The following is a 19545-nucleotide window of genomic DNA, read 5'->3' as shown; positions in this document are numbered from 1 at the left end:
CGGCCGCCGCGCACGCGGCGGCCGGTCTCGCGCACCGCCCGAGCGGGCGGCCTCAGATGTTGATTTCGTACTGCGTGTTGTCGTCCGGGTTGGCTTCCAGGTCGCACACGGTCTGCGTGTCGATCGGCGGCCGCTGCTTGAAGGTCTCCAGCACCTCGGTCTTCTGGTCCCGGAACTCCATCAGGTGCACGTCGAGGATCGCATGGTGCGTCTTGGGATCGATGGCGACGGTGCCGCCGGGACCCTCGATCGACATGCCGCCCTCGATCGTCTCGATCAGCGCCATGCGCTCGACCGTGCCGGCCTGACGCACCGCCTCGGCCCAGAGCTGCACGCCCTGGTAGTTCGACACGCCGAGCTCGTTGACCAGCGCGGTGTCGCCGTACTTCTCGCCCCACGCCTCGAGGAAGGCGGAGTTGACCGGCGATTCGATCTGCGGCGAGTAGTTGTAGGCGACGAGGATGCCGTTGCCCTCCTCCGGCGTCAGCACCTTGTGCTCGTTGCCGACGCCGAGCGTCGTCGAGGCCATCGGGATCTTGTCCTTCATGCCGGCCGCCGCCCACTGCCGGTAGAACGACAGATGCGCGCCGCCGACCAGCGCCGAGACGACGATGTCGGGCGCGGCGGTCTGCACCTTGGCGATGGTCGAGCCGAAGTCCGACACGTCGAGCGGGAAGAAGTCGGTCTGCACCACCTCGCCGCCGGCCTCCTCGGCGTATTTCTGCATCCAGCGCGCGGTGATCTGGCCGTAGTTGTAGTCGGCGGCCAGGATGTAGATCTTCGGCCCCCAGCGCTCGATGGCGGCCGGCACCAGAACCTCGACCTGCTGGGCCGGCGTCACGCCGGTGACCACCAGGTTGCGGTCGCACACGCCGCCCTCGTAGAGCACGTTGTAGAAATACAGGATCTCGGCGCGCCGCAGCGTCGGGCGGATCGCCTCGCGCGAGGCCGACAGGATGCCGCCATGCACCACGTCGACCTTGTCGCGGCGGGCGAGCTGCTGGCCGTACTGGGTGTAGAGCGCCATGTCGGACTGGGTGTCGTAGGCGACGACCTCGACCGGCCGGTCGAGCAGCCCGCCGCCGGCGTTGATCTGGTCGACGGCCAGCCGCATGGCCATGTCCATCGGCTTGCCGTAGGCATCGAAGATGCCCGAGGTGTCGAGCACCGAGCCGAGCTTGATCGGCTCGGCCGCGCCCGCCCGGCCGATCAGCGCCGGCGCGGCCAGGGCGCCGAGCGCCAGCGCCGATCCGCCCTTGAGGAATTCGCGTCTGTCGAAGGCCATAGGTTCCTCCCTTCCCTTCACGAGTGGCTGGGTCAGCCGTCCTTCTTGATGCGCGCGGCACTGGCCGCGCGGCCCGCCGCGTCGGCGGTGCGGCCGGCGAGCTGGGCGTCGAAGTCGAGACCGATCTCGTCGCCGATCTTCTTCATCAGCGGCAGTTGCACCGACATGCCGAGGATGGAATCGAGCGCCTGGTTGAACGGCGAGCCGCCGCCGCCCTCGCCGCCGGCGCCGTTCTGGCCGAGGCCGGCGATCTGGTTGATGCGGATGGAATCGATCTTCTCCACCGGCTTCATCATCTGCGCCACGATCTCGGGCAGCCGGTCGAGCTTGTGGGTCTCCAGCCGCGCGCGGATCAGCGCCTCGCTCTGGCTGTTGTCGGCCTCGATCTGGGCGCGCCGGCCTTCCGCCTCGGCGACCAGCCGGTCGCGCTCGGCATGGCCCTTGACGCCGGTCGCCTCGGCATCGGCCCTGGCGAGCGACAGGATCGAGGAGACCTGCGCCTTGACCTTGACGTCGTCGACCTCGGCCTCCTCGGCCGCCTTCAGCGCGGCGAGCCGGCGGCCGCGCTCGGCCGCCGCCACGTCCTTCGACGTCTGCACCGCCTCCTGCGCCTCGACCACCTTGGCGCGGGCGCCCTCGGTCTTGGCCTGCTGCAGCGTCTCCTCGCTGCGCTTGGCGGCGACGGCGATGGCGTTGTCGAGCTTGCGGATCTCGAGCTCGGCCAGCGCCTCGGCCTCGCGCTTGCGCAGATGCAGGTCGCGTTCGATCTCGGCCTGCTTGACCTCGCGCTCGCGCTCGATGCGCGCCTCCTCCTCGATGCGGCCCGACTGGGTGCGCTGGGTGGCGAGCTCGGTGTCGGTGCGCATGCGCTGCTGCTCGATCTCGCGCCGCTTGGCGATCTCGGCCTCCTCCTGCTCGCGCTCGATCGCCAGGCGCTCCTTGACCTGGGCGAGCTGGCGCTTGCGGATGGCGATGTCGGTGTCGGCCTCGAGCGCGATGCGCGCCTTGCGGTTTTCCGAGATCACCTCGGCGAGCCGCCGCATGCCGACGGCGTCGAAGGCGTTGCTGTCGTCGAGGGCGGAAAACGGCGTCTGGTCGAGATGGATCAGCGAGACCGCGTCGACCAGCAGGCCGGAGCGCGCCAGATGGCCGGCGAGCCGCGCGGCGACCGCCTCCGACAGCCCGGCGCGGTCCTCGTGCAGCCCGTCCATGCTGCGCCGCGCCACCTCGGCCTGCACCGCATCGATCAGGTTGCCCTCGACCAGCGCCTGCAGCTCGTCCTCGCGGAACGCCTTGGAGCCGAGCGCCTGGGCGGCGGTGGCGATGCCGTCCGGCGTCGGCTCGACGCGCACGTGGAACTCCATCGCCAGGTCGACGCGCAGCCGATCGGCCGCGATCAGCGCGCGCGGCCCGCTGCGCTCCACGGCGAGCCGCGTGGCGCGCATGTTGACGCGGTCGACCCGGTGCAGGATCGGCAGCGCCAGCGCGCCGCCGTCGATGATCACCTTGCGTCCGCCCGCACCGGTGCGCACCAGCGCGACGTCGCGCGACGACTTGACGTAGAAGCGGTGCAGGAACAGCACGACGAGCACGGCGGCGATGACGACGAGCACGAAAGCGACAAACCACGCCACGCGGACCTCCCCCGGTAGTGTGCCGATGCCGGCCGTGCCGGCATTGCTTGAATTGGAAAGGGTTTTAGCGAGGATCGCTTTCCTTTTCAATCATTAATTTTCTGTTTCAAGGAATTTGCACGGCCGATGCAACCGGATGCACGCGGCAAGGGGAGCGCGCCGCCGGCCGCCGCGCCACCGGACGGCATGGCGGATGGCGGCGGGCTAGCTCAGCCGGTCGACGATGGCGAAGTGCAGCCCGTCGGCGCGCGCCAGGTAGGTCGGGTTGTCCTTGCGCTCGTTGCTGTGGAAGACGCCGCCCCGCGCGCTCTCGTAGGCGACCGGCGCGCGCGGGTCACGCGCGGCGTCGCCGGCCAGCGCGGCGAAGAAGTTCAGGCCCTCGTACATCGACTGGCCGAGCGCGTTGAGCGCCGGGGCGACGCCCTGGTGCAGCGAATGATAGCGCTCGCGGAAGGCCTGGTTGCGCTCCGTCTCCAGCGTCGAGAAGTAGGAGGCGGCTGCGAACAGCCGCCGGGTGTTGTCGGCGCCGGTCGCCATCAGGATGTTCTCCTCGATGGCGGTCGAGAAGCGGAAGATGTGGCGGTCGAGGCCAAGCGCGCCGAAGCTGCGGTTGAACTCGACGGAATCCTGCCCGACCAGCGACAGCAGCACGATGTCGGGGCGCGTCTCGACGATGCGCTCGATCAGCCAGGCCGGCTCCTCGATGCCGAAGGGGACGTAGCCCTCGAAGGTGACCGAACCGCCGGAGGCCGCGATGCACTGCTTGGCGATCGCGTTCGAGGCGCGCGGCCAGACGTAGTCGTTGCCGATCAGCGCCCAGCGGCGCACCTTGAGCATGGCGCCGAGATGGCGGATCGCCGGCACGAGCTGGTCGGTCGGCGTCTCGCCGATGGTGAACACGTTGGGCGAGCGCTCGTTGCCCTCGAACAGCGGCGTGTAGACGTGCGGCACCCGCCCCGAGACCAGCTTGTTGAGCCGCTGGCGCACCGAGCTGACGCTCATGCCGACGATGCCGGCGATCGCCTCGTCCTCGATCAGGTCGTTGAGCGCGACCTCCAGGTCGCCGGCCGCGCTGTCGTCGGAATTGAGGAACACCGGCTCGACCGGCCGGCCGCGGATGCCGCCGCGCCGGTTGATCTCGGCGATGGCGAGCTGTGCGCAGGAGATGCAGGACGGCCCCCAGATGCCGGCCGAGCCGTTCATCGGCACGAGCACGGCGACCCGGCAGGCCGCCTCGCGGCCGAACCGCACCGCCCCTTCGCCGGTCAGGCGAAACGGTGCGGCAACCCCTTTGTTCTGCGCTCCTCTCAGAAGGATGCTTGCTGGCAAGCCGATCCCCCTTCTCCCATGAGCACTTCATTTTCCGAGTAAAATAGAATATGTCAGGCTTCAAATCAATCGCGCGCTCGGCTCCAGGGTGAGGACGGGCCCGGCGCCGCGCCAGTCCGGGACGGTATCAGTGGCCAGGAACTCGATCAGCAACTCGTTGAGCTACCATGTGGCGCGCGCCCATCGGCGGCTGCACGCCGATCTCGACCAGCGCCTGCACGAGGAGGGCGTCACGGTCGAGCAGTGGCGCGTGCTCGACGTGCTGAGCGACCGCCAGGGCCGCGCCATGGGCGAGCTCGCCGAGCAGGTGCTGATGAACCACCCGGCGCTGACCAAGCTGGCCGACCGCATGGTGGCCAACGGCCTGATCCACCGCGTCACCGATCCTCAGGACCAGCGCCGCGTGCTCGTCCACGTCACCAGCCGCGGCACGGCGATCCATGCCCGGCTGAAGCGCCGCGCCGAGGAGCACGAGCGCGCCGTCGAGGACCGGCTCGGCGCCTCCAAGGCCGCCGCGCTCAAGGCGCTGCTGGAAGACCTCGCCGAGGGCCCGCGCGCGCTGCAGCGCGGCTGATCCCGGCCCCCTCCGCCACACCCGAGAAACGGCAAGCTTTCGCCGTCCGCCCCGCACCGGCGTGCGCGGGGGCGCCGTGCTGCGCCGGGCCGACGCCCCGGTGCTGTCGGAAACGCCGCCGAAAAAGCCGCATGCCATCAACGCGTTGCCGCGCTGAACGCCAGCCGGAGCCCGCCCGCCATCGAGACGCGAACAAGTGGATTGACAGCAACCGGAACTTGCGTAATATTTTCCAAAGCAAATAAAAACCCGTCACCGGGCTTGATCCGCGGCACTGGCAGGGAGGCAAAGTCATGCGGCCAGGATTCGAGAAGACCGTTCCTTACGTGCGCAACGAAACGGCCAATCCCTGGCTGCCCGACTATCCCAACCCGCCCGACCTGCGCTTCAACTACTACAAGCTTCTGAACGATTCCTGGGCGAGCGGCATGCCGATCGGCAAGGCGCCGGCCGGCAAGACCGTCGCCGTGATCGGCGCCGGCGCGGCCGGCATGACGGTGGCGCGCGAGCTGTGGCGCTCGGGCTACGACGTGCGCATCTTCGAGGCGAGCAGCCGGCTCGGCGGCCGGCTCTACACCGAGCGCAAGTCGTTCGGCCTGACCGCCTACGAGCTCGGCGCCATGCGCATGCCCTTCTTCAACGACGCCAAGTCGGGCGTGCCGGCCGGCAAGTCGACCAACTGCCTGCTCGCCTACTTCCTCAACCAGGACCAGCGCTGGGTCGGCAACCCGAACACCACCCATGCCGACCTGTCCGACTTCCCCAACCCGGGCAAGACCAAGGGCGGCACCGGCATCTACATGAACAACGGGCTCGGCCCGAACGACGTCTACAGCACGCCGACGCTGATCGACTGGCCCGACGGCGGCCAGCCGGACAACCCCGACCTGCAGGAGGTGGCGCGCAAGGTCGACGCGCTGATCGGGCTTTTTACCGACAACGTCGCGCCGGTCTACGCCACCGACGGCCCGGCCTGGGACACGCTGTGGCAGCAGATCGCCCAGAACTACGACAAGATGTCGTTCTCCGACCTGGTCTTCACCGAGGCGATCACCCAGGCCGAGTACAAGGGCGACGGCTGGTTCGGCGGCTTCGGCATGACGCCCTACGAGTCCGACCTGTTCTACACCATCGGCACCGGCGACGGCTCGTGGGGCGCCTTCTACGCCATCAGCGCCATGTGGTTCATCCGCTGCGTGATGTTCGGCTACAGCTCCGACCTGCAGACGGTGAGCGGGCTCAACAACGCCTACCTGCTGCCGCAGTACAACGCCACGCCCTACGACACCAACGGCACGGCGATGGAGCGGCCGTTCTATCGTGGCATCCAGTCGCTGGTCGAGCTGATGTTCTACCTGCGCGCGCCGGGCAGCGCGCGCTCGCTCTACAGCGCCACGCGCGACGGCAACGACAGTTCGGCGCAGTTCTACGTCAACCATCAGGTCTCGCGCCTCAAGCGCAACACCGACGGCACCATCGACGTGCACGTCAACACGCGCACGACGCCGGCGCTGACGGCCGACTACGTGGTCGTCACCTCGCCGATCTGGGCGACGCAGACCTCGATCGCGTTCGACGGCTTCGACACCACGACGATGCTGCCCTGGCAGGTGCCCGAGGCGATCCACCAGCAGCACGTGATCGCCAGCGCCAAGGTGTTCTTCCCGCTCTCCAAGGCCTACTGGAACGAGGGCTCGAAGATCCCGCAGCTCATCGTCACCGACACCTTCGTGCAGGACGCCTACTCGGTGCAGTGGAGCACCGACAACAACGACGCGGCCATCCTGGCGAGCTACACGTGGGAGGACGACGCGCTCAAGATCCTCGCCGACAGCAACGACACCATCCTCGGCAGCAAGGTGCTCAACGAGCTCGAGCGCATCACCCAGTCGACGCTCGGCGAGAGCATCGTGAAATATGTCGACACCCGGCAGGCGCCGACGGTGATCCACTGGCTGATGCAGCCGACCTATCACGGCTGCGCCAAGCTCTATCGCCAGCGCGCCTGGGAGCAGTGCTACGACCTTCTGACCTACAACCAGGTCTTTGCGGCCGCCTCCAACCTCTACTTCGCCGGCGAATCCTACGGCGTCGAGGGCGGCTGGACCGAGCCGGCGCTGCGCACCGCGATCGACGCGGTGGTGCACCTGATCCACAACTCCGGCGGCGTGTTCTACAACGGCTTCCAGTTCGCCGACTATCCGGCCTACGACACCGCCTTCCAGCCGGACGAGACCTACCCGCAGACCTCCGGCGCGACGCTCGCCGCGCCGGCGGCGGCTGCCGACTGAGGCCGGTCGCGTGACGCTCGCTCCGCTTGCCGACGGCGCGCCGGCCGGGCGCACCGCCGCGCCCTCCTGCGCCCTCCTCTACGTGCCGGAGGCCTATGAGGGCGACAAGCCGCACGTCGTCGGCCGCCAGTCGGCCGGCGCCGGCTTCCTCGACGCGCTGGCGCGCTACGGCCGTGCGGACACGCTCTACTGCCTGAGCGAGGAGCCGCAGGCCTTCGAGGCGTTTCGCGCCCGGCTGGCCCGCCATGCCGGGGCGCCGCCGGCGCGCTGGGTGCGGCCGTTCGACCGCGCCGCGCTCGAGGAAGCCGGCTGCGTGTTCATGCCCGGACCGATCATCTCGGAGGGCGCCTGGATGCGCCGCTTCCTCGGCGAGCGCAGCTACAGCCTGTGCGGCATCACCCATTCGGTCGCCACCGAGCGGGTGATCCGCAGCATCCGCGACTTCCTGGTGGCGCCGACGCAGCCGTGGGACGCGCTGATCTGCACCTCGCACTGCGCCCGCCAGGCGATCCAGCACATCTTCGAGGGCTGGAGCGACTATCTCGCCGGGCGCGGCTTCTCCGTCGGCCGCACGCCGGTGCAGCTTCCCGTCATCCCGCTCGGCGTCCATCTCGACCGCTTCGCCCGCACGCCGGCGCGCGAAGCGGCCGGGCGCGACCTGCGCGGCCGGCTCGGCATCGCCGAAGATGCGGTGGTGGCGCTTGCCTTCGGCCGCTTCGACCACCGCTCCAAGGCGCATCCGGTGCCGCTGTTCCGGTCCGTCGAGCTCGCCGCGCGCCGCGCCGGCGACGACTGCGAGCTGCATCTCGTCATGGTCGGCCAGTTCAACGAGCCGGAGGCGGAGGCCGAGTTCCTGGCCGCCAGCCGGCTGTTCTGCCCCTCCGTGCCGGTGCACTGGCTCGACGGCCGCGAGACCGAGACCGCCGACGCGAGCTGGGCGGCGGCCGACCTGTTCGTCTCGCTCGCCGACAACGTGCAGGAGACCTTCGGCCTGACCCCGGTCGAGGCGATGGCGGCCGGCCTGCCTTGCGTGGTGGCCGACTGGAACGGCTATCGCGAGACCGTCGTCGACGGCGAGACCGGCATCCGCGTGCCGACGATCATGGCGCCGGCCGGCGCCGGCATCGACCTGGCCGACGGCCATGCGCGCGCGAGCTACGACCACTTCGCCGTCATCGCCTTCACCGCCCAGGCGACCGGCGTCGACATCGACGCCGCCGCGCGCGCCATCGCCGACCTGGCGTCGAACCGCGACCTGCGCCGCGACATGGGGGCGGCCGGCCGCCGGCGCGCGGAAACCGAGTACGACTGGACGCGCGTGATCGGCCAGTACGAGGAGCTGTGGCGCCAGCTCGCCGGCATCCGCGGCGCCGCGCCGGTGATCGGCGGCCGCGACCCGCAGCGCGACACCGTGCACCCGGATTTTCCCGACCTGTTCGCGATGTTCTCCGGCCATGCCAGCCGCACGCTCGCGCCCGACATGACGGTGCACCTCGCCGACCCCGACCCGGTCTACGCGATCGGCCAGCTGCGGCGGCTGTCGATCGCCACGCTGGCGCGGCCGATCATGCTCGACGACTTCCAGGTCGACCGCATGGTCCGCCGTCTGGAGAAGGCGCCGGCGACGGTCGCCGACCTGCTCGCCGCGCTGCCGCCGGAGGCCGCGACGCCGGCCCTGCGCAGCCTGATGTGGCTCGTCAAATACGGCATCGTCGCCGTCGGCACGGCCGCCGGCCAGCCGGGAGGGCCGCGGTGAGCCCGCCGCCGGCCGTGTGCTACCGGCTCGCCCGCTACCGCAGCCACCGGCGCGCCGGTCGCCAGGCGCGCGCGGCGCTCGCGGCCGCCGGGATGCGGCTGGTCGAGCGGCCGCAGGAGGCCGACGTCGTCGTGCTGCACGACGAGCCGTGGACCTATCCCGGCCACTGGCGCGCCTTTCCCGAGCTCGCGCACCGCCCGGTGGTCGGCTATGCGGTGTGGGAGCCCGACCGGGTGCCCGCGGCGATGGCGCGCTGGCTCGCCATGCCCGACGAGATCTGGACCGCCTCGCGCTTCTGCCGCGACATCCTGGCCGTCGCCGGCACGCCGGTGCGCGTGGTGCCGCATGTCGTCGATCCGCCGCCCGCCGGGACGGCGACCGTCGCGGCGCTGGCCGCCCGGCTCGGCCTGTCGCCGCCGCGCTTCGTCTTCTATCTGATCGGCCGCCTCGAGGAGCGCAAGAACGTCGCGGCGGCCGTCGCCGCCTTCGCCGCCGCCTTCCCTGCCGGCGGCCCGGCGCTGGTCGTCAAGACGCCGACGCCGCTGCCGGCCGAGCTTGCCGCCGTGCCGGGCGTGGTGGCCTGGCCGGGCGCGGCCGGCGACGACGAGATCGCCGCGCTGCACGGCCTCGGCCATTGCTGCGTCAGCGCCCATCGCGCGGAAGGCTGGGGCCTGTGCCTGAGCGACGCCATGGCCGCCGGCAACCTGGTGGTGGCGACCGGATATGGCGGCAACACCGACTTCATGACGGCCGAGAACGCGCTGCCGGTCGCCTGGCGGCACGTCGCGATCGACGACCCGCAAACGCGCGAGCGCTTCGGCTTCGCCCCCGCCGACACGCCGGGCTGGGCCGCGGTCGAGCACGACGCGCTCGTCGCCGCGCTGCGCCGCGCGCATGACGAATGGCCGGCGCTGGCACCGCTGCGCGCGGCGGCGCGGCAGGTCGCCACGCGCTTCTCGCCGGCCGCCGTCGGCACGGCGATGGCCGGCCATGTGGCACGCCTGGCCGCCCGGGCGCGGCGCGCGGCCTAGAGCCGTTCTGCGTTTCACGGAATCGCAGATCGGCTCTAACTCATTGTTTTCCCGCGTTTCCGAACGGCGAACCGGTTTCGACCTGGCCTGCAGACGCTTCAGGTGAGCGCCCCGGCCGCCGCCATGGCGCGGAAGAAGCCGTCGAAGCCGGCGCACAGGCACCCGGCGAGCCGCGCCGTCTCGGCCGCCCCCTGGTCGCCGACCGACAGGCGCAGGAACGGCGCGGAGGACTGCGACAGCGCCCAGGCGGCCGAGATGCGCGGCGCCGAGAAGCCGAAGCTGACGCCCTTGCAGAGCGCCACGCCCTCGCGCCGCGCGCGCTCGAGCACGTGCTCGATCAGCGCCTCGAGCAGCCAGCGGTTGGCGAGCCCCGGCGGCGACAGGCGGAAGGCCATGACGCCGCCGAGATGGGCGTAGCCGGCCGCCGCCGCATGGTCGGGATGGCTGCCGAGACCGGGAAACACCGGCTGCACGCCGGGGCGGGCATCGGCCGGGAAATGCCGGCTCACGATTTCGCCGACGATCAGGCAGTTGGCGGTCATGCGGCGCAGCCGCGCCAGATGGTCGGCACGCGCCAGCCGCGGCAGCAGCGCGGCCGCCGGCTCGTAGAGGATGGCGCCGGTGTTGCGGCGGATGCGGTCGAAGGCGGCGCGCTCGCCCGGCGGACAGGCGACGAGGCCGGCCATCGTCAGGTCGAGCCCGGCCTGCAGATATTTCGCCGCGCTCTCCAGATAGACCGTCTCGACCGGGCCGCGCCCGGCCGCCCCGGCGAACGGCGCGCAGGCGCCCGACAGCATGGTGCCGTCGATCACCACGGTCAGCGGCCCGCCGGCCGCCGCGTCGAGCCGTGCCAGGAGCCGGTCGAGCGCGAGCAGCCGCAGGTCCGGCGTGTTGACCAGCGGCTCGACCAGCAGCGCGCGCGGCGCATGCCGGGCGACGGCGGCGACCAGCGCGTCGGCGCCGTCGTCGGCCGCCGGCACGAGGCGCAGATGCGGCAGCGCGCGATAGTGCTCCAGCGTCTCGAAATAGGCGCCGGGCTGGCACACCACCGCGTCGCCCGGCGCCAGCCGGCAGCGCAGCAGCCAGTCCTGAACCAGCGCCACGGCGGCCATGCCCGACGAGGTGGCGAGCACGCTCGCCTGCGGCCCGGCCAGGCCGAGCGTGTCGGCGAGCGCGTCCTCCAGCTCCTCCACGGCCGTGGCGCGGTAGCGGGTGTAGTTGACCTGCGGGCTCGCCTGCTCGGCGGCGCGCCGGAACGGCGCCACCACCGCCTGGTCGTAGGCGGCCGCCTGCCAGCCGATCGCGCCGTCGACGAAGGCGCTCGCCCGGCGGCCGAGCCGGATCAGCCTTTCGCGCGCCGCGCGCGACTGGCCGGGCTGCGCCGCGGCATCGGCCAGCGCCCGCGCGGCGCGGCGCAGGCTGTCGAGAAAGGCGTGCTCGGCCGGCGCCATGGCCCTGCCGCTCGGCAGCGCGGCGAAATCGTCGAGCCGGCGGCAGGCCGCCCCCAGCGCGCCGCCGAGCTCTTCGGCAAGGCCCTGCTGCGACCAGTCGCCGGGCGTTTCCGCCGCGGCCGGCGCCGTCTCCTCGGGCGGCCTTGGCGGCGCGCGCAGCACCGGCTCCTCGGCCGGCGCGCGGTGGTGCAGCTCGACGGCGCGCAGCAGCGCCGGCCGGCGGAACGGATAGGCGAGCACGCCGGCCGCCGCGCCGGCCGTCATGTTGCCGCCGCTCAAGACGATGGCGACCGGCCCGCGCCCCGGCAGCCGGTCGAGCCGGCCGTCGAGCGCGGCGGCGATGCCGATGGCGCCGGACGGCTCGCACAGCAGCGCCTCGCGGGCGAGAAGCGTCAGGCAGCCGGCGGCCAGCGCCTCCTCGTCGATCAGGTGCAGCGCGGCGAGCCCGCGGCGCGCCCAGTCGAGCGTCGTTGCGCCCGCGTCGAGGTTGACCAGCAGCCCGTCGGCCAGGCTCGGCCGGAACACCGCGCGCACCGCCCGGCCGGCGGCGAGCGAGCGCGCCATCGAGGCGAACCGGGCCGGCTGCGCGCCGACGATCGCAACGGAGCGGCCGAGCGCCTGCGCGGCCAGGCCGATGCCGGCGGCCAGCCCGCCGCCGCCGACCGGCACGACGACCGTCTCGATGTCGGCGAGCTGGCCGAACAGCTCGAAGCCGAGGCTCGCCTGGCCGGCGACGACGCGCGCGTCGTCATAGGGCGACAGGAAGGCCCAGCCGTTCTCGGCCGCCAGCCGGCGCGCATGCGCCGTCGCCTCGTCGAGGGTGTCGCCGTGCACCACCAGCGCGACGTCGTAGGCGGCCAGCCGCTCGCGCTTGAGCGGGCTCGCCGTCGCCGGCAGGCACAGCACCGCGGCATGGCCGGTGCGCCGCGCGGCCTCGGCGACGGCGAGGCTGTGATTGCCGGCCGAGGCGGCAATCACCGTCGTGCCGCGCGGGATCTGCGCCAGCGCGTTGAAGGCGCCGCGGAACTTGAAGGAGCCGGTATGCTGCGCCTGCTCGAGCTTGGCCCAGACGGGCCGGCCGAGACGCCGCGACAGCCAGTCGAGCCGGCGCACCGGCGTCGCCACCGCCTCGCCGGCAAGCCGCGCGGCCGCCGCGTGCAGCGCCGCCGCGTCGGGCAGCCCGGCCGCCGCCCGGCCGTCCGGCAGGCCGTGCTCGCGCGGCAGCGGCAGGCTCATGCGGCGTCTCCGCGCGCCACTGCCAGCCGGCCGGCGAGCCGGTCGAGCAGCAGCCCGGCATGGTCGCCGCCATAGAGCGCGTCGGCGTCGGGCAGGCCGCCGGTGTTCTCCACGTTGAGCTCGTTGAGCCGCGTGCCGATCGTGTCGAGCGAATAGAACAGGAAGCCGGGCTCGCGCCGGCTCACCGCGGCGGCCAGCGCCGCGGCCGCGGTGCGGTCGTGGTCGGCGGCCAGCGCCACGGTGCGCGCGCCGCGGTCGAGATTGGCGCGGTGGTCGCCGGCCGCCGGCAGCTTGCGCCAGGCAGCCAGGATGCGCCCGTCGAAGACCAGATGGCGCACCTCGCCCAGATGCGCGACCTCGGGCAGGTAGCGCTGCACGTGCAGGAAGCCGTAGCGGCCGGCGAGCGCGGCGAGGCGCGCCGTCAGCTCGGGCGCGCCGGCCTCGACGCGCACCACGTCGGTGCCGCCGGCGCGATCGAGCGGCTTGGCGACGAAATGCCCGCCCGCCGCCTCGACATGGGCGACGAGGGTGGCGACGTCGGCCGAAACCAGGCCGGGCGCGAGATGGGCGGCGAACTCGAGATTGAACAGCTTGGAGCCGCGCGACAGCACGGCCGCCGGGCTGTTGACGAACAGCACGCCGGCCTCGCGCTCGACGCGGGCGAGCTGCAGCAGCGCATGGCGCACCGGCTCGCCGATCGGCGGGTCGACGCGCACGAAGACCGCGTCGAAGCCGGCGACGGGCACGCGCCGCGCCCCGTCGAACGGGATCGGGTCGACCGCCAGCCGGCCGCTCTCCACCGCCACCGCGTCGGCCGTCACCGTGGCGCCATGCGTGGCGATGCGGCGCAGCGTCGTCAGCCGCTGCACGAAGCGGCCGTCGCGCAGCGCCCGGCGCATCAGCGCCTCGGTGGTCAGCAGGTCGCGGCCGGGGCCGAAGCCGGCGCCGTCCTCCAGCACCCACAGGATGCGCAGCCTGCCGCCGGGCGCGCTCATGGCACGGCCGCTCCGTCCGGCGGCACGACGAGACGGCTTTGCGCCATGCGCCCGAGCAGGCTCGCGCCGAGTGCCGGCAGATGCGGCGTCGGCACGCGCGCACTGTGCTGCAGGAAGGTGGCGATCTCGCCGCGCGTGGCGCCCTGCGGCCGCTGCTTGAGCCAGCCGAGCAGCCCGGCGGCGGCCGCCGGCAGCTCGACGGCGCGGTCGCGCTCCCAGTCGTAGGCGAGCGCCCGCGCGCCGTCGCCGAAGGCGGCGATCGCCGGCGAGCGCAGCCGGTAGCGCCGGCCGCCGGGCGGCGCATCGACCGGGCGCGCCGGCGCGGCGTTGACGCGCCGCGCGAAGGCGCCGTAGGCGGCCATCACCGCCGCGCGCTCCGGCCCGTCCATCGCCGCGTCGCGGTAGCCGAGCCGGTTCGACGAGAACTGCGCCTGGCCCTTGGGGTAGAGCGGGTCGTCGGCCTCGCCGGCGACCAGCGGCACCAGGCCGTAGCGCGCGGGGTCGCGGCCGACGGCGGAGGAATGCGTCGCCTCGAAGGGAAACACCGCCACCGCGCGGAAGATGTCGGCGAAGGGTTCGAGCAGCGCCAGCCCTTCGAGCGCCTCGGCGGCCGTCGTCGTCGGCAGGTCGGGGATCAGGTTGACGTCGATCACCAGCCCGGCCGCGCGCACCGCCTCCAGGAAGGCGAGATTGTCGGCGCAGTCCGCCCGCTTGTCGACATTGGCCAGCGCCCGGCTGGTCATCGATTCCAGGCCGACCGTCAGGCTGCTGCAGCCCGACCGGCGCAACAGCCGCAGCGTCTCGGTCGTGAAGCCCGGATCGACCATGGCGAAGGAGCGCCAGTCGATGGCGAGCCCGGCCTCGATCACCGCCTCGGCGAAGCGCGCGCCGACCGTCGGCGGCAGCGCCTCGGTGACGAGCCAGAACCGGTCGACGCCAGTTTCGGCGATCTGGTGGCGCACCTCGTCGAGCACGCCGGCCGCGCGCCGCCCGTCGTAGCGCAGGCCGGTGTTGAACAGCTCGACGAAGTCGCAATAGGCGCATTTGCCCCAGTAGCAGCCGCGCGCCTGCTGCACCGAAAGCCGCGGCGCGACGAGCCCGGCCATGATCGCCGGGTCGTAGCGCGCCGAAGCGCCGGCGCGCAGCCGCCGCCGCGTGCGCCCGGGCGTCGCCGGACCGTGCCGGGTGTGCACGTTGGCGACCGCCTGCGGCGCCCAGTCGCCGCGCCGGCACTGGCTGGCCAGCGCCAGCAGCGCCTCCTCGCCCTCGTAGCGCACCGCCGCGTCGATCTCCGGCACCTGCGCCAGGAGATGCGCCAGCATGGCGTCCGCCATCAGGGTGACGGTCGGGCCGCCGACGACGATCTTCAGGTCGGGCCGCCGGGCGCGGACATGGCGGGCAAGCAGCACCGCCGGCGCGAGCTGCGGCCCCATCGGCACGCTGATGCCGACGCCGTCGGTCGTCGCCTCCAGCGCGGCCGGCAGGGCGGAGGCGGCGAAGAAGCCGTCATAGGCGCGCGCCGCGGCACTTGCCGCGAAACCGGCGCCGACGATCTCGTCCAGCGGGCGGTCGACATGCAGCGGCCGGGACAGCTCGACGGCCAGCGCATGCGCGTCGTTGCCCTCCTGCGGCAGGTGACGGCCGGCGCGGTCGACGATGCCGGTCGGGTCGGCGGCGACGAGCTGGGCGGCGCTGCGTCGCGGCAGCTCGTCGAGCGGCGGCAGGCCCGGGGCGTCCGCCGCGTCCTGCGGCCAGGCGCCGCGCTCGATCGCCGCCAGCCGCTCCGGCGCCAGCAGATGGTCGAGAAGCCCGGCATTGAGGTCGAGCTGGCGGCTCGTCACCGCCGCCTCGGCGAGCGTGGCGGCGAGCACCGCGGTCGAGGGGTAGTAGCTGCCCCAGTTGGAGTGGACCAGCGGCGGGAAGACCAGCAGCCAGTGCGCCGCCGCGTTCATGACGCGACCGAAGCGTCGGATGCGGCCGGCGCGAAGCGGCAGCTCACCAGGCCGAGCGCGTAGCACTGGTCGAGGATGGCGCGCACCGCCGGCTCGCCGAGCCCGGTCGCGGCGGCGAGGGCCGCGGGCGTGCGCTCCTCGTCGAGCGCGGCCAGGACGGCGAAGGTCTCGGCGGTGATGCCGACCGCCTCGCCGCGGTTGCGGTCGGTGACCCAGAAGCGCGTCCCGTCGCCCGCCGCCTCGACATGCGCGAGCCGGCGCGCATGCGCCACCAGCGGCCCGGCCAGGCTGGCGGTGATGGTGCAGCGGCCGGCATCGCCGGGCCGGTAGTCGAGCGCCAGCGGCACGTGCGTCATCGCCTGCAGCACGCCCTTGATGACGCCGACATGGGTGCGGCAGATCGCCGGGCGCGGCGTGCCGGCGGTATTGTTGCGGCAGCCCGTGCAGGCGATCTCGAAGGGCAGCGCGGCGAGCGGCGCGACGGCGTGCTCTGCGAGATCGCCGAACACGGTGCGCAGGTAGCCGGCGAGCGCGGCCGGCTCGCGTGGCGGCGGCGCGGGCCGCGCCGTCATCTCGAAGAAGCCGGCCCAGAAATCCTCGAGCGGCACGAAACCTTCAGCCCGCATGGCCGCCTCCCTGCTTGCGCGCATGCACGATGGTCTGCCGGCCGAGACAGTTCCACGGCCACTGCGTGGCGAAGCCGGGCCCGCGCCGCGCCGCCAGCGCCTCGACGGCCGACAGCCACGGCTCCCACAGCCCGTCGAGCACGCCCGTCCCCTCGACCGCCAGCACCGAGGCGCCGTGGCGCTCGATATGCGCCAGCGTGTCGGTGGTCACGGCGCACCAGGGATGGGTGTGCGGGATCAGCCCGTAGGAGCGCAGATGCTCGAAGTTCAGGCTCGGCGGCTCGTCGTAGAGCCAGTAGGCGAGCGTGTCGCGCACGTTGAAGCTCGGCACGGCGAGCAGCATGGTGCCGCCCGGCTTCAAGAGCCGCAGGAGCTCGTCGATCACCGCGAGGGGATCGGCGACGTGCTCGAGCACGAAGTTGCACATGGCGAAGTCGAGGCTGGCGTCGGGCAGCGGGATGTCGGCGACGTCGGTCTCGACCGGCACGATGCGGCCGGGCGCTGCCGGCTTGGCCGCGCTCGCCTCGAGCCGCGTGCGGCTGATGTCGCAGGCATAGACGGTGTGGCCGAGGCGGGCGAGCGCGGCGGTGTAGTGGCCCGAGCCGCAGCCGGCATCGAGGCATTCGAGCCCCGGCGTCCTCGGGAAGTAGCGCGCCACAGCCTCGAGGAACTCGCCATGGCTGTCGATCAGCACGCTGCCGTCGTGGAAGGCGCCGCCGAAATAGCCGTAGAAGGCGCGGATGAAGCGGTCGGCGCCGGGCCCCGTGTGGCGCGTCTGCGGCGCGGTGTCCGGGCGGATCCAGTGCGCCTCGGCACTGCGATCCTCGCCCGGCGGCACGGCGGCGAGCAGGCCGAGCGCGAGAAAGCGCTCGACCAGCGCCAGCCGGGCGCCGTCGATGGCGCCCTGCCCGTCGCGCAGCAGCGCCTCGGCCGGCACGCCGCGCGCCGCCTCGAGCAGCGCGGTGCCCGGGCCGTCGACGACGCCGACCGCCTCGCCCGCCGCATCGAAGGCCAGATAGGCCCCGTCGAACAGCGGCGGCACGAACAGCTTGAGAAAGGTGGCGCCGGGCGCCTGCGACAGGCCGACCTCGGACAGCACCTGCGGCAGCGGCAGCGCGCCGCTGCCCTGCGCGATCGTGCCGGGTTGCGTCATGCGGCGTCCTCCGTCTCGATGGGGTGGAACCGGCCGTCGGCCGGATGGCGGAAGAGATGGCCGTAGCGCGCGACGAGCCCGTCCGGCCCGATGGCGAGCGCGGCGAGCGTGACGCGGCCGGCGACCGGGCAGTCCTGCATGGCAAAGCGCACGCGCCCGCCGGCCTCCGGCCAGGCGCGGGCGCGCGGGCGCGCGCTGCGGTGCACCAGAACGCGGCCGGCGACGGCGTCGCCGAGCGGCGGCAGGTCGAGCCAGGCGGTGCGGTCGTGCGCGCCGGCCGCCGCGGCGCCGGGCGGCCGGGCCCGCGCCATCCATTCCGAGACGCTGCCGCAGCGGTCGCACTCGCGGGCGAAGACCGGCGCGGCGAGCCCGGCCGGATCGTCGAAGCGGTAGTCGGCGAGAAGCCCGCCGCCGCCGGCCGAACAGGTGCCGCGGCAGCGCAGGCTGCGCGCCAGCCGGCGCCGCATGACCGGCGCATAGGCCGCCTGCAGCCAGTCGCCGGCGGTGATCGTGGCGGCGGCGTCGTCGAGTATGGCGGCGGCGAGCGCCCGCCGGGCGCGGTCGAGCCGGCCGGCCAGAAGCGCCAGGTCGGCCGGCGCCAGCGCGCTCATGTCGCCGACGGCCAGCGCCTGGCGCGCCAGGTGCAGCGCCGGTTCCAGCGCCGCGATCGCCGCGCGGATCGCGGCGGCCGGCCAGGCCCAGCGCGCGAAGCCCTCGCCCTGGCGCAACGCGCGGCCGGCCGCCCGAGCCGCCGCGTGCAGCCGCTCTTGCGCGTCATCCGGTGGGTCGGCCGGGGAACGCGGCCGCATGGCGCGGCCCGCAAGGGGCCTTGCCGGCGCGGCCGCGCCCGCCCCCGGAGAAGGCCGCGCGGCGACCGCACGGCCGGGCTCGCCGAGAACCACGATCGACGGCAGCTCGCCGGCCGCCCGTGCGAGCAGCCGGTTGAGCCGCGTCGCGATGCGGCCGGCCGGCTGGCCGGCGCGCACGCTTTCGACGAAGGCGGTCTCGAGCGCGGCGCCGCCGCGCAGGTTGCGCATCGGCCCGAGCACGGTGGCGCCGCCGGCATGAAGCCGGGCGGCGAGCGACAGCGCCCGCGGCACCGGCGAGCCGGCCAGCCGCAGCGTGCCGCAGCCATTGAGAAAGACGAGCGGCACCGCGCATGCCTGCGGCGCCAGCACCGCGCCGGGCAGGCCGTAGCCGGCATCGGTGGCGAGCCAGGCGGCAGGCCCGAGCGCCATGCAGTGCTCGGCGCCATGGCCGGTCAGAACCAGCGCGGCGAAACGCTCCGCCCCGGCAAGGCGGCGACCGAAGGCGGCCCCGTCGAGCGGCCGGCGGCCGTCGCCGTCGTGCACGAACAGGCCGTCCGGCGAGGCGATGCCGACGGCGTCGCCGGACGGATACGGCTCCGCGGCCACGCGCCCCTCATCCGCCGCGTCGCGAGCCGCGCAATCCGGCAGCAGGCCGAAGCCGCGCCCCGGCGCGCCGAGCGACCAGCGGACCAGCCGCATGAGGCGCGGCGCCGTCATCGCCGCATAGGGCCCGCGCACCCGCAGGATGCCGGCCGCCGCGTCCGGCCGGCGCCCGAGACGGTGGTCGGCCGCGACCGGCCCCGCCATGGCGGCAGCGCCGACGATCGACTCGGCCTCGCTCGCGGTCTCGCGTCTCACCTGTCGCCTCCATCGGTGGAAACAGCGCGTGTTCGGGCCGCGCGACACGACGCGGCCGATGCGCGGCACCGGCCCCGCCGACGGGCGGGGCCTATGCTGGGGCGTCGGCTGCGGCGCGGACTTGCGCCGCCGGGGTTTGTCCGGGCCGTGCGGCCGTGCGCTACAGCCGGTACTGCATGAGCATGCCGGCCAGCCGGTTCAGCTTGTCGCGCAGGTCGGTGAACCGGTCGTCGTCGAGCTCCTCCTTCGCCTGGTCCTGCAGGTCCTGCGCCAGGCTCATCACCTCCTTGCCGCCGCTTTGCAGGAAGTCCTGCACGCCGGTGGTGCCGGTCGTGGTGGTCGGCGTCCCGGTGGTGGTGGTGGTCGGCGTTCCCGTCGTGGTCGTGGGAGTGCCCGAGGTGGTCGTCGTCGGCGTCCCGGTCGTCGTCGGCGTGCCCCAGGTGGACGTCGTCGGCGTGCCGGTGGTAGTGGTCGGCGTGCCCCAGGTGGACGTCGTGGGCGTGCCGGTGGTGGTCGTCGGCGTGCCCCAGGTGGACGTCGTGGGCGTGCCGGTGGTGGTCGTCGG

General features: G+C 73.5%; 15 protein-coding genes. 5 read left to right on the top strand and 10 right to left on the bottom strand.

Translation table 11 applies throughout. The annotated features are described in order from the left end of the window. Positions 1-52 precede the first annotated feature (52 nt). The 3 genes from N1F89_RS17290 to N1F89_RS17280 all read right to left on the bottom strand — a co-directional run bounded on the left by N1F89_RS17290 (position 53) and on the right by N1F89_RS17280 (position 4170). Positions 53-1285, bottom strand: a complete 1233-nt coding sequence (locus N1F89_RS17290; protein WP_290085606.1) for an ABC transporter substrate-binding protein — start codon at positions 1283-1285, stop codon at positions 53-55. A gap of 32 nt (positions 1286-1317) precedes the next feature. Next, entirely contained in the window at positions 1318-2919 is a 1602-nt protein-coding gene (locus N1F89_RS17285; protein WP_290085604.1) for a flotillin domain-containing protein, read from the bottom strand. Positions 2920-3123: 204 nt separating this feature from the next. Next, positions 3124-4170, bottom strand: coding sequence for a substrate-binding domain-containing protein (locus tag N1F89_RS17280; RefSeq protein ID WP_290085601.1), 1047 nt, complete (start codon positions 4168-4170; stop codon positions 3124-3126). A 208-nt stretch (positions 4171-4378) separates the two neighbouring features. Between N1F89_RS17280 and N1F89_RS17275 the strand changes: the two genes are divergently transcribed. The 4 genes from N1F89_RS17275 (at position 4379) to N1F89_RS17260 (ending at position 9900) form a co-directional block, all read left to right on the top strand. After that, entirely contained in the window at positions 4379-4822 is a 444-nt protein-coding gene (locus N1F89_RS17275) for a MarR family transcriptional regulator (RefSeq protein ID WP_290085599.1), read from the top strand. A gap of 293 nt (positions 4823-5115) precedes the next feature. Further along, the gene (locus N1F89_RS17270) at positions 5116-7113 is read left to right on the top strand and encodes an FAD-dependent oxidoreductase (RefSeq protein ID WP_290085597.1); all 1998 of its coding nucleotides are present in this window, start codon (positions 5116-5118) and stop codon (positions 7111-7113) included. 10 nt (positions 7114-7123) lie between these two features. After that, positions 7124-8869, top strand: a complete 1746-nt coding sequence (locus N1F89_RS17265; RefSeq protein ID WP_290085595.1) for a glycosyltransferase family 4 protein — start codon at positions 7124-7126, stop codon at positions 8867-8869. Then, on the top strand, positions 8866-9900 hold the full coding sequence (locus N1F89_RS17260; protein WP_290085593.1) for a glycosyltransferase: 1035 nt from the start codon (positions 8866-8868) through the stop codon (positions 9898-9900). The genes N1F89_RS17265 and N1F89_RS17260 overlap by 4 nt, the downstream gene beginning before the upstream one ends. Positions 9901-9998: 98 nt before the next feature. Here the strand turns inward: N1F89_RS17260 and N1F89_RS17255 are convergent, their stop codons facing one another. The 7 genes from N1F89_RS17255 to N1F89_RS17225 all read right to left on the bottom strand — a co-directional run bounded on the left by N1F89_RS17255 (position 9999) and on the right by N1F89_RS17225 (position 19296). Then, on the bottom strand, positions 9999-12587 hold the full coding sequence (locus N1F89_RS17255) for a pyridoxal-phosphate dependent enzyme (protein ID WP_290085592.1): 2589 nt from the start codon (positions 12585-12587) through the stop codon (positions 9999-10001). Then, positions 12584-13582 (bottom strand): hypothetical protein, encoded by a 999-nt coding sequence (locus tag N1F89_RS17250; protein ID WP_290085590.1) that lies wholly within the window; start codon positions 13580-13582, stop codon positions 12584-12586. Before N1F89_RS17250 ends, N1F89_RS17255 begins: the two co-directional genes overlap by 4 nt. Continuing rightward, a complete protein-coding gene (locus N1F89_RS17245; RefSeq protein WP_290085589.1) occupies positions 13579-15534 on the bottom strand; it encodes a cobalamin-dependent protein in 1956 nt (651 codons plus the stop codon). The genes N1F89_RS17250 and N1F89_RS17245 overlap by 4 nt, the downstream gene beginning before the upstream one ends. Then, positions 15531-16160 (bottom strand): hypothetical protein, encoded by a 630-nt coding sequence (locus N1F89_RS17240; protein WP_290085588.1) that lies wholly within the window; start codon positions 16158-16160, stop codon positions 15531-15533. Before N1F89_RS17240 ends, N1F89_RS17245 begins: the two co-directional genes overlap by 4 nt. Further along, positions 16150-17313, bottom strand: a complete 1164-nt coding sequence (locus tag N1F89_RS17235) for a class I SAM-dependent methyltransferase (protein WP_290085587.1) — start codon at positions 17311-17313, stop codon at positions 16150-16152. Before N1F89_RS17235 ends, N1F89_RS17240 begins: the two co-directional genes overlap by 11 nt. Then, positions 17310-18980 (bottom strand): hypothetical protein, encoded by a 1671-nt coding sequence (locus N1F89_RS17230; RefSeq protein WP_290085586.1) that lies wholly within the window; start codon positions 18978-18980, stop codon positions 17310-17312. Before N1F89_RS17230 ends, N1F89_RS17235 begins: the two co-directional genes overlap by 4 nt. Before the next feature lie 160 nt (positions 18981-19140). Continuing rightward, complete coding sequence (locus N1F89_RS17225) at positions 19141-19296, bottom strand: hypothetical protein (RefSeq protein ID WP_290085584.1); 156 nt, start codon at positions 19294-19296, stop codon at positions 19141-19143. Positions 19297-19300: 4 nt separating this feature from the next. Between N1F89_RS17225 and N1F89_RS17220 the strand changes: the two genes are divergently transcribed. After that, a partial coding sequence (locus N1F89_RS17220; protein WP_290085582.1) for a hypothetical protein occupies positions 19301-19545 on the top strand: 245 nt, incomplete at its 3' end.

Origin of the sequence: Aquibium sp. A9E412, from assembly GCF_030398335.1 — a bacterium.
Taxonomy (GTDB): domain Bacteria; phylum Pseudomonadota; class Alphaproteobacteria; order Rhizobiales; family Rhizobiaceae; genus A9E412.
This window is presented reverse-complemented; position numbering and strand designations above follow the sequence as displayed.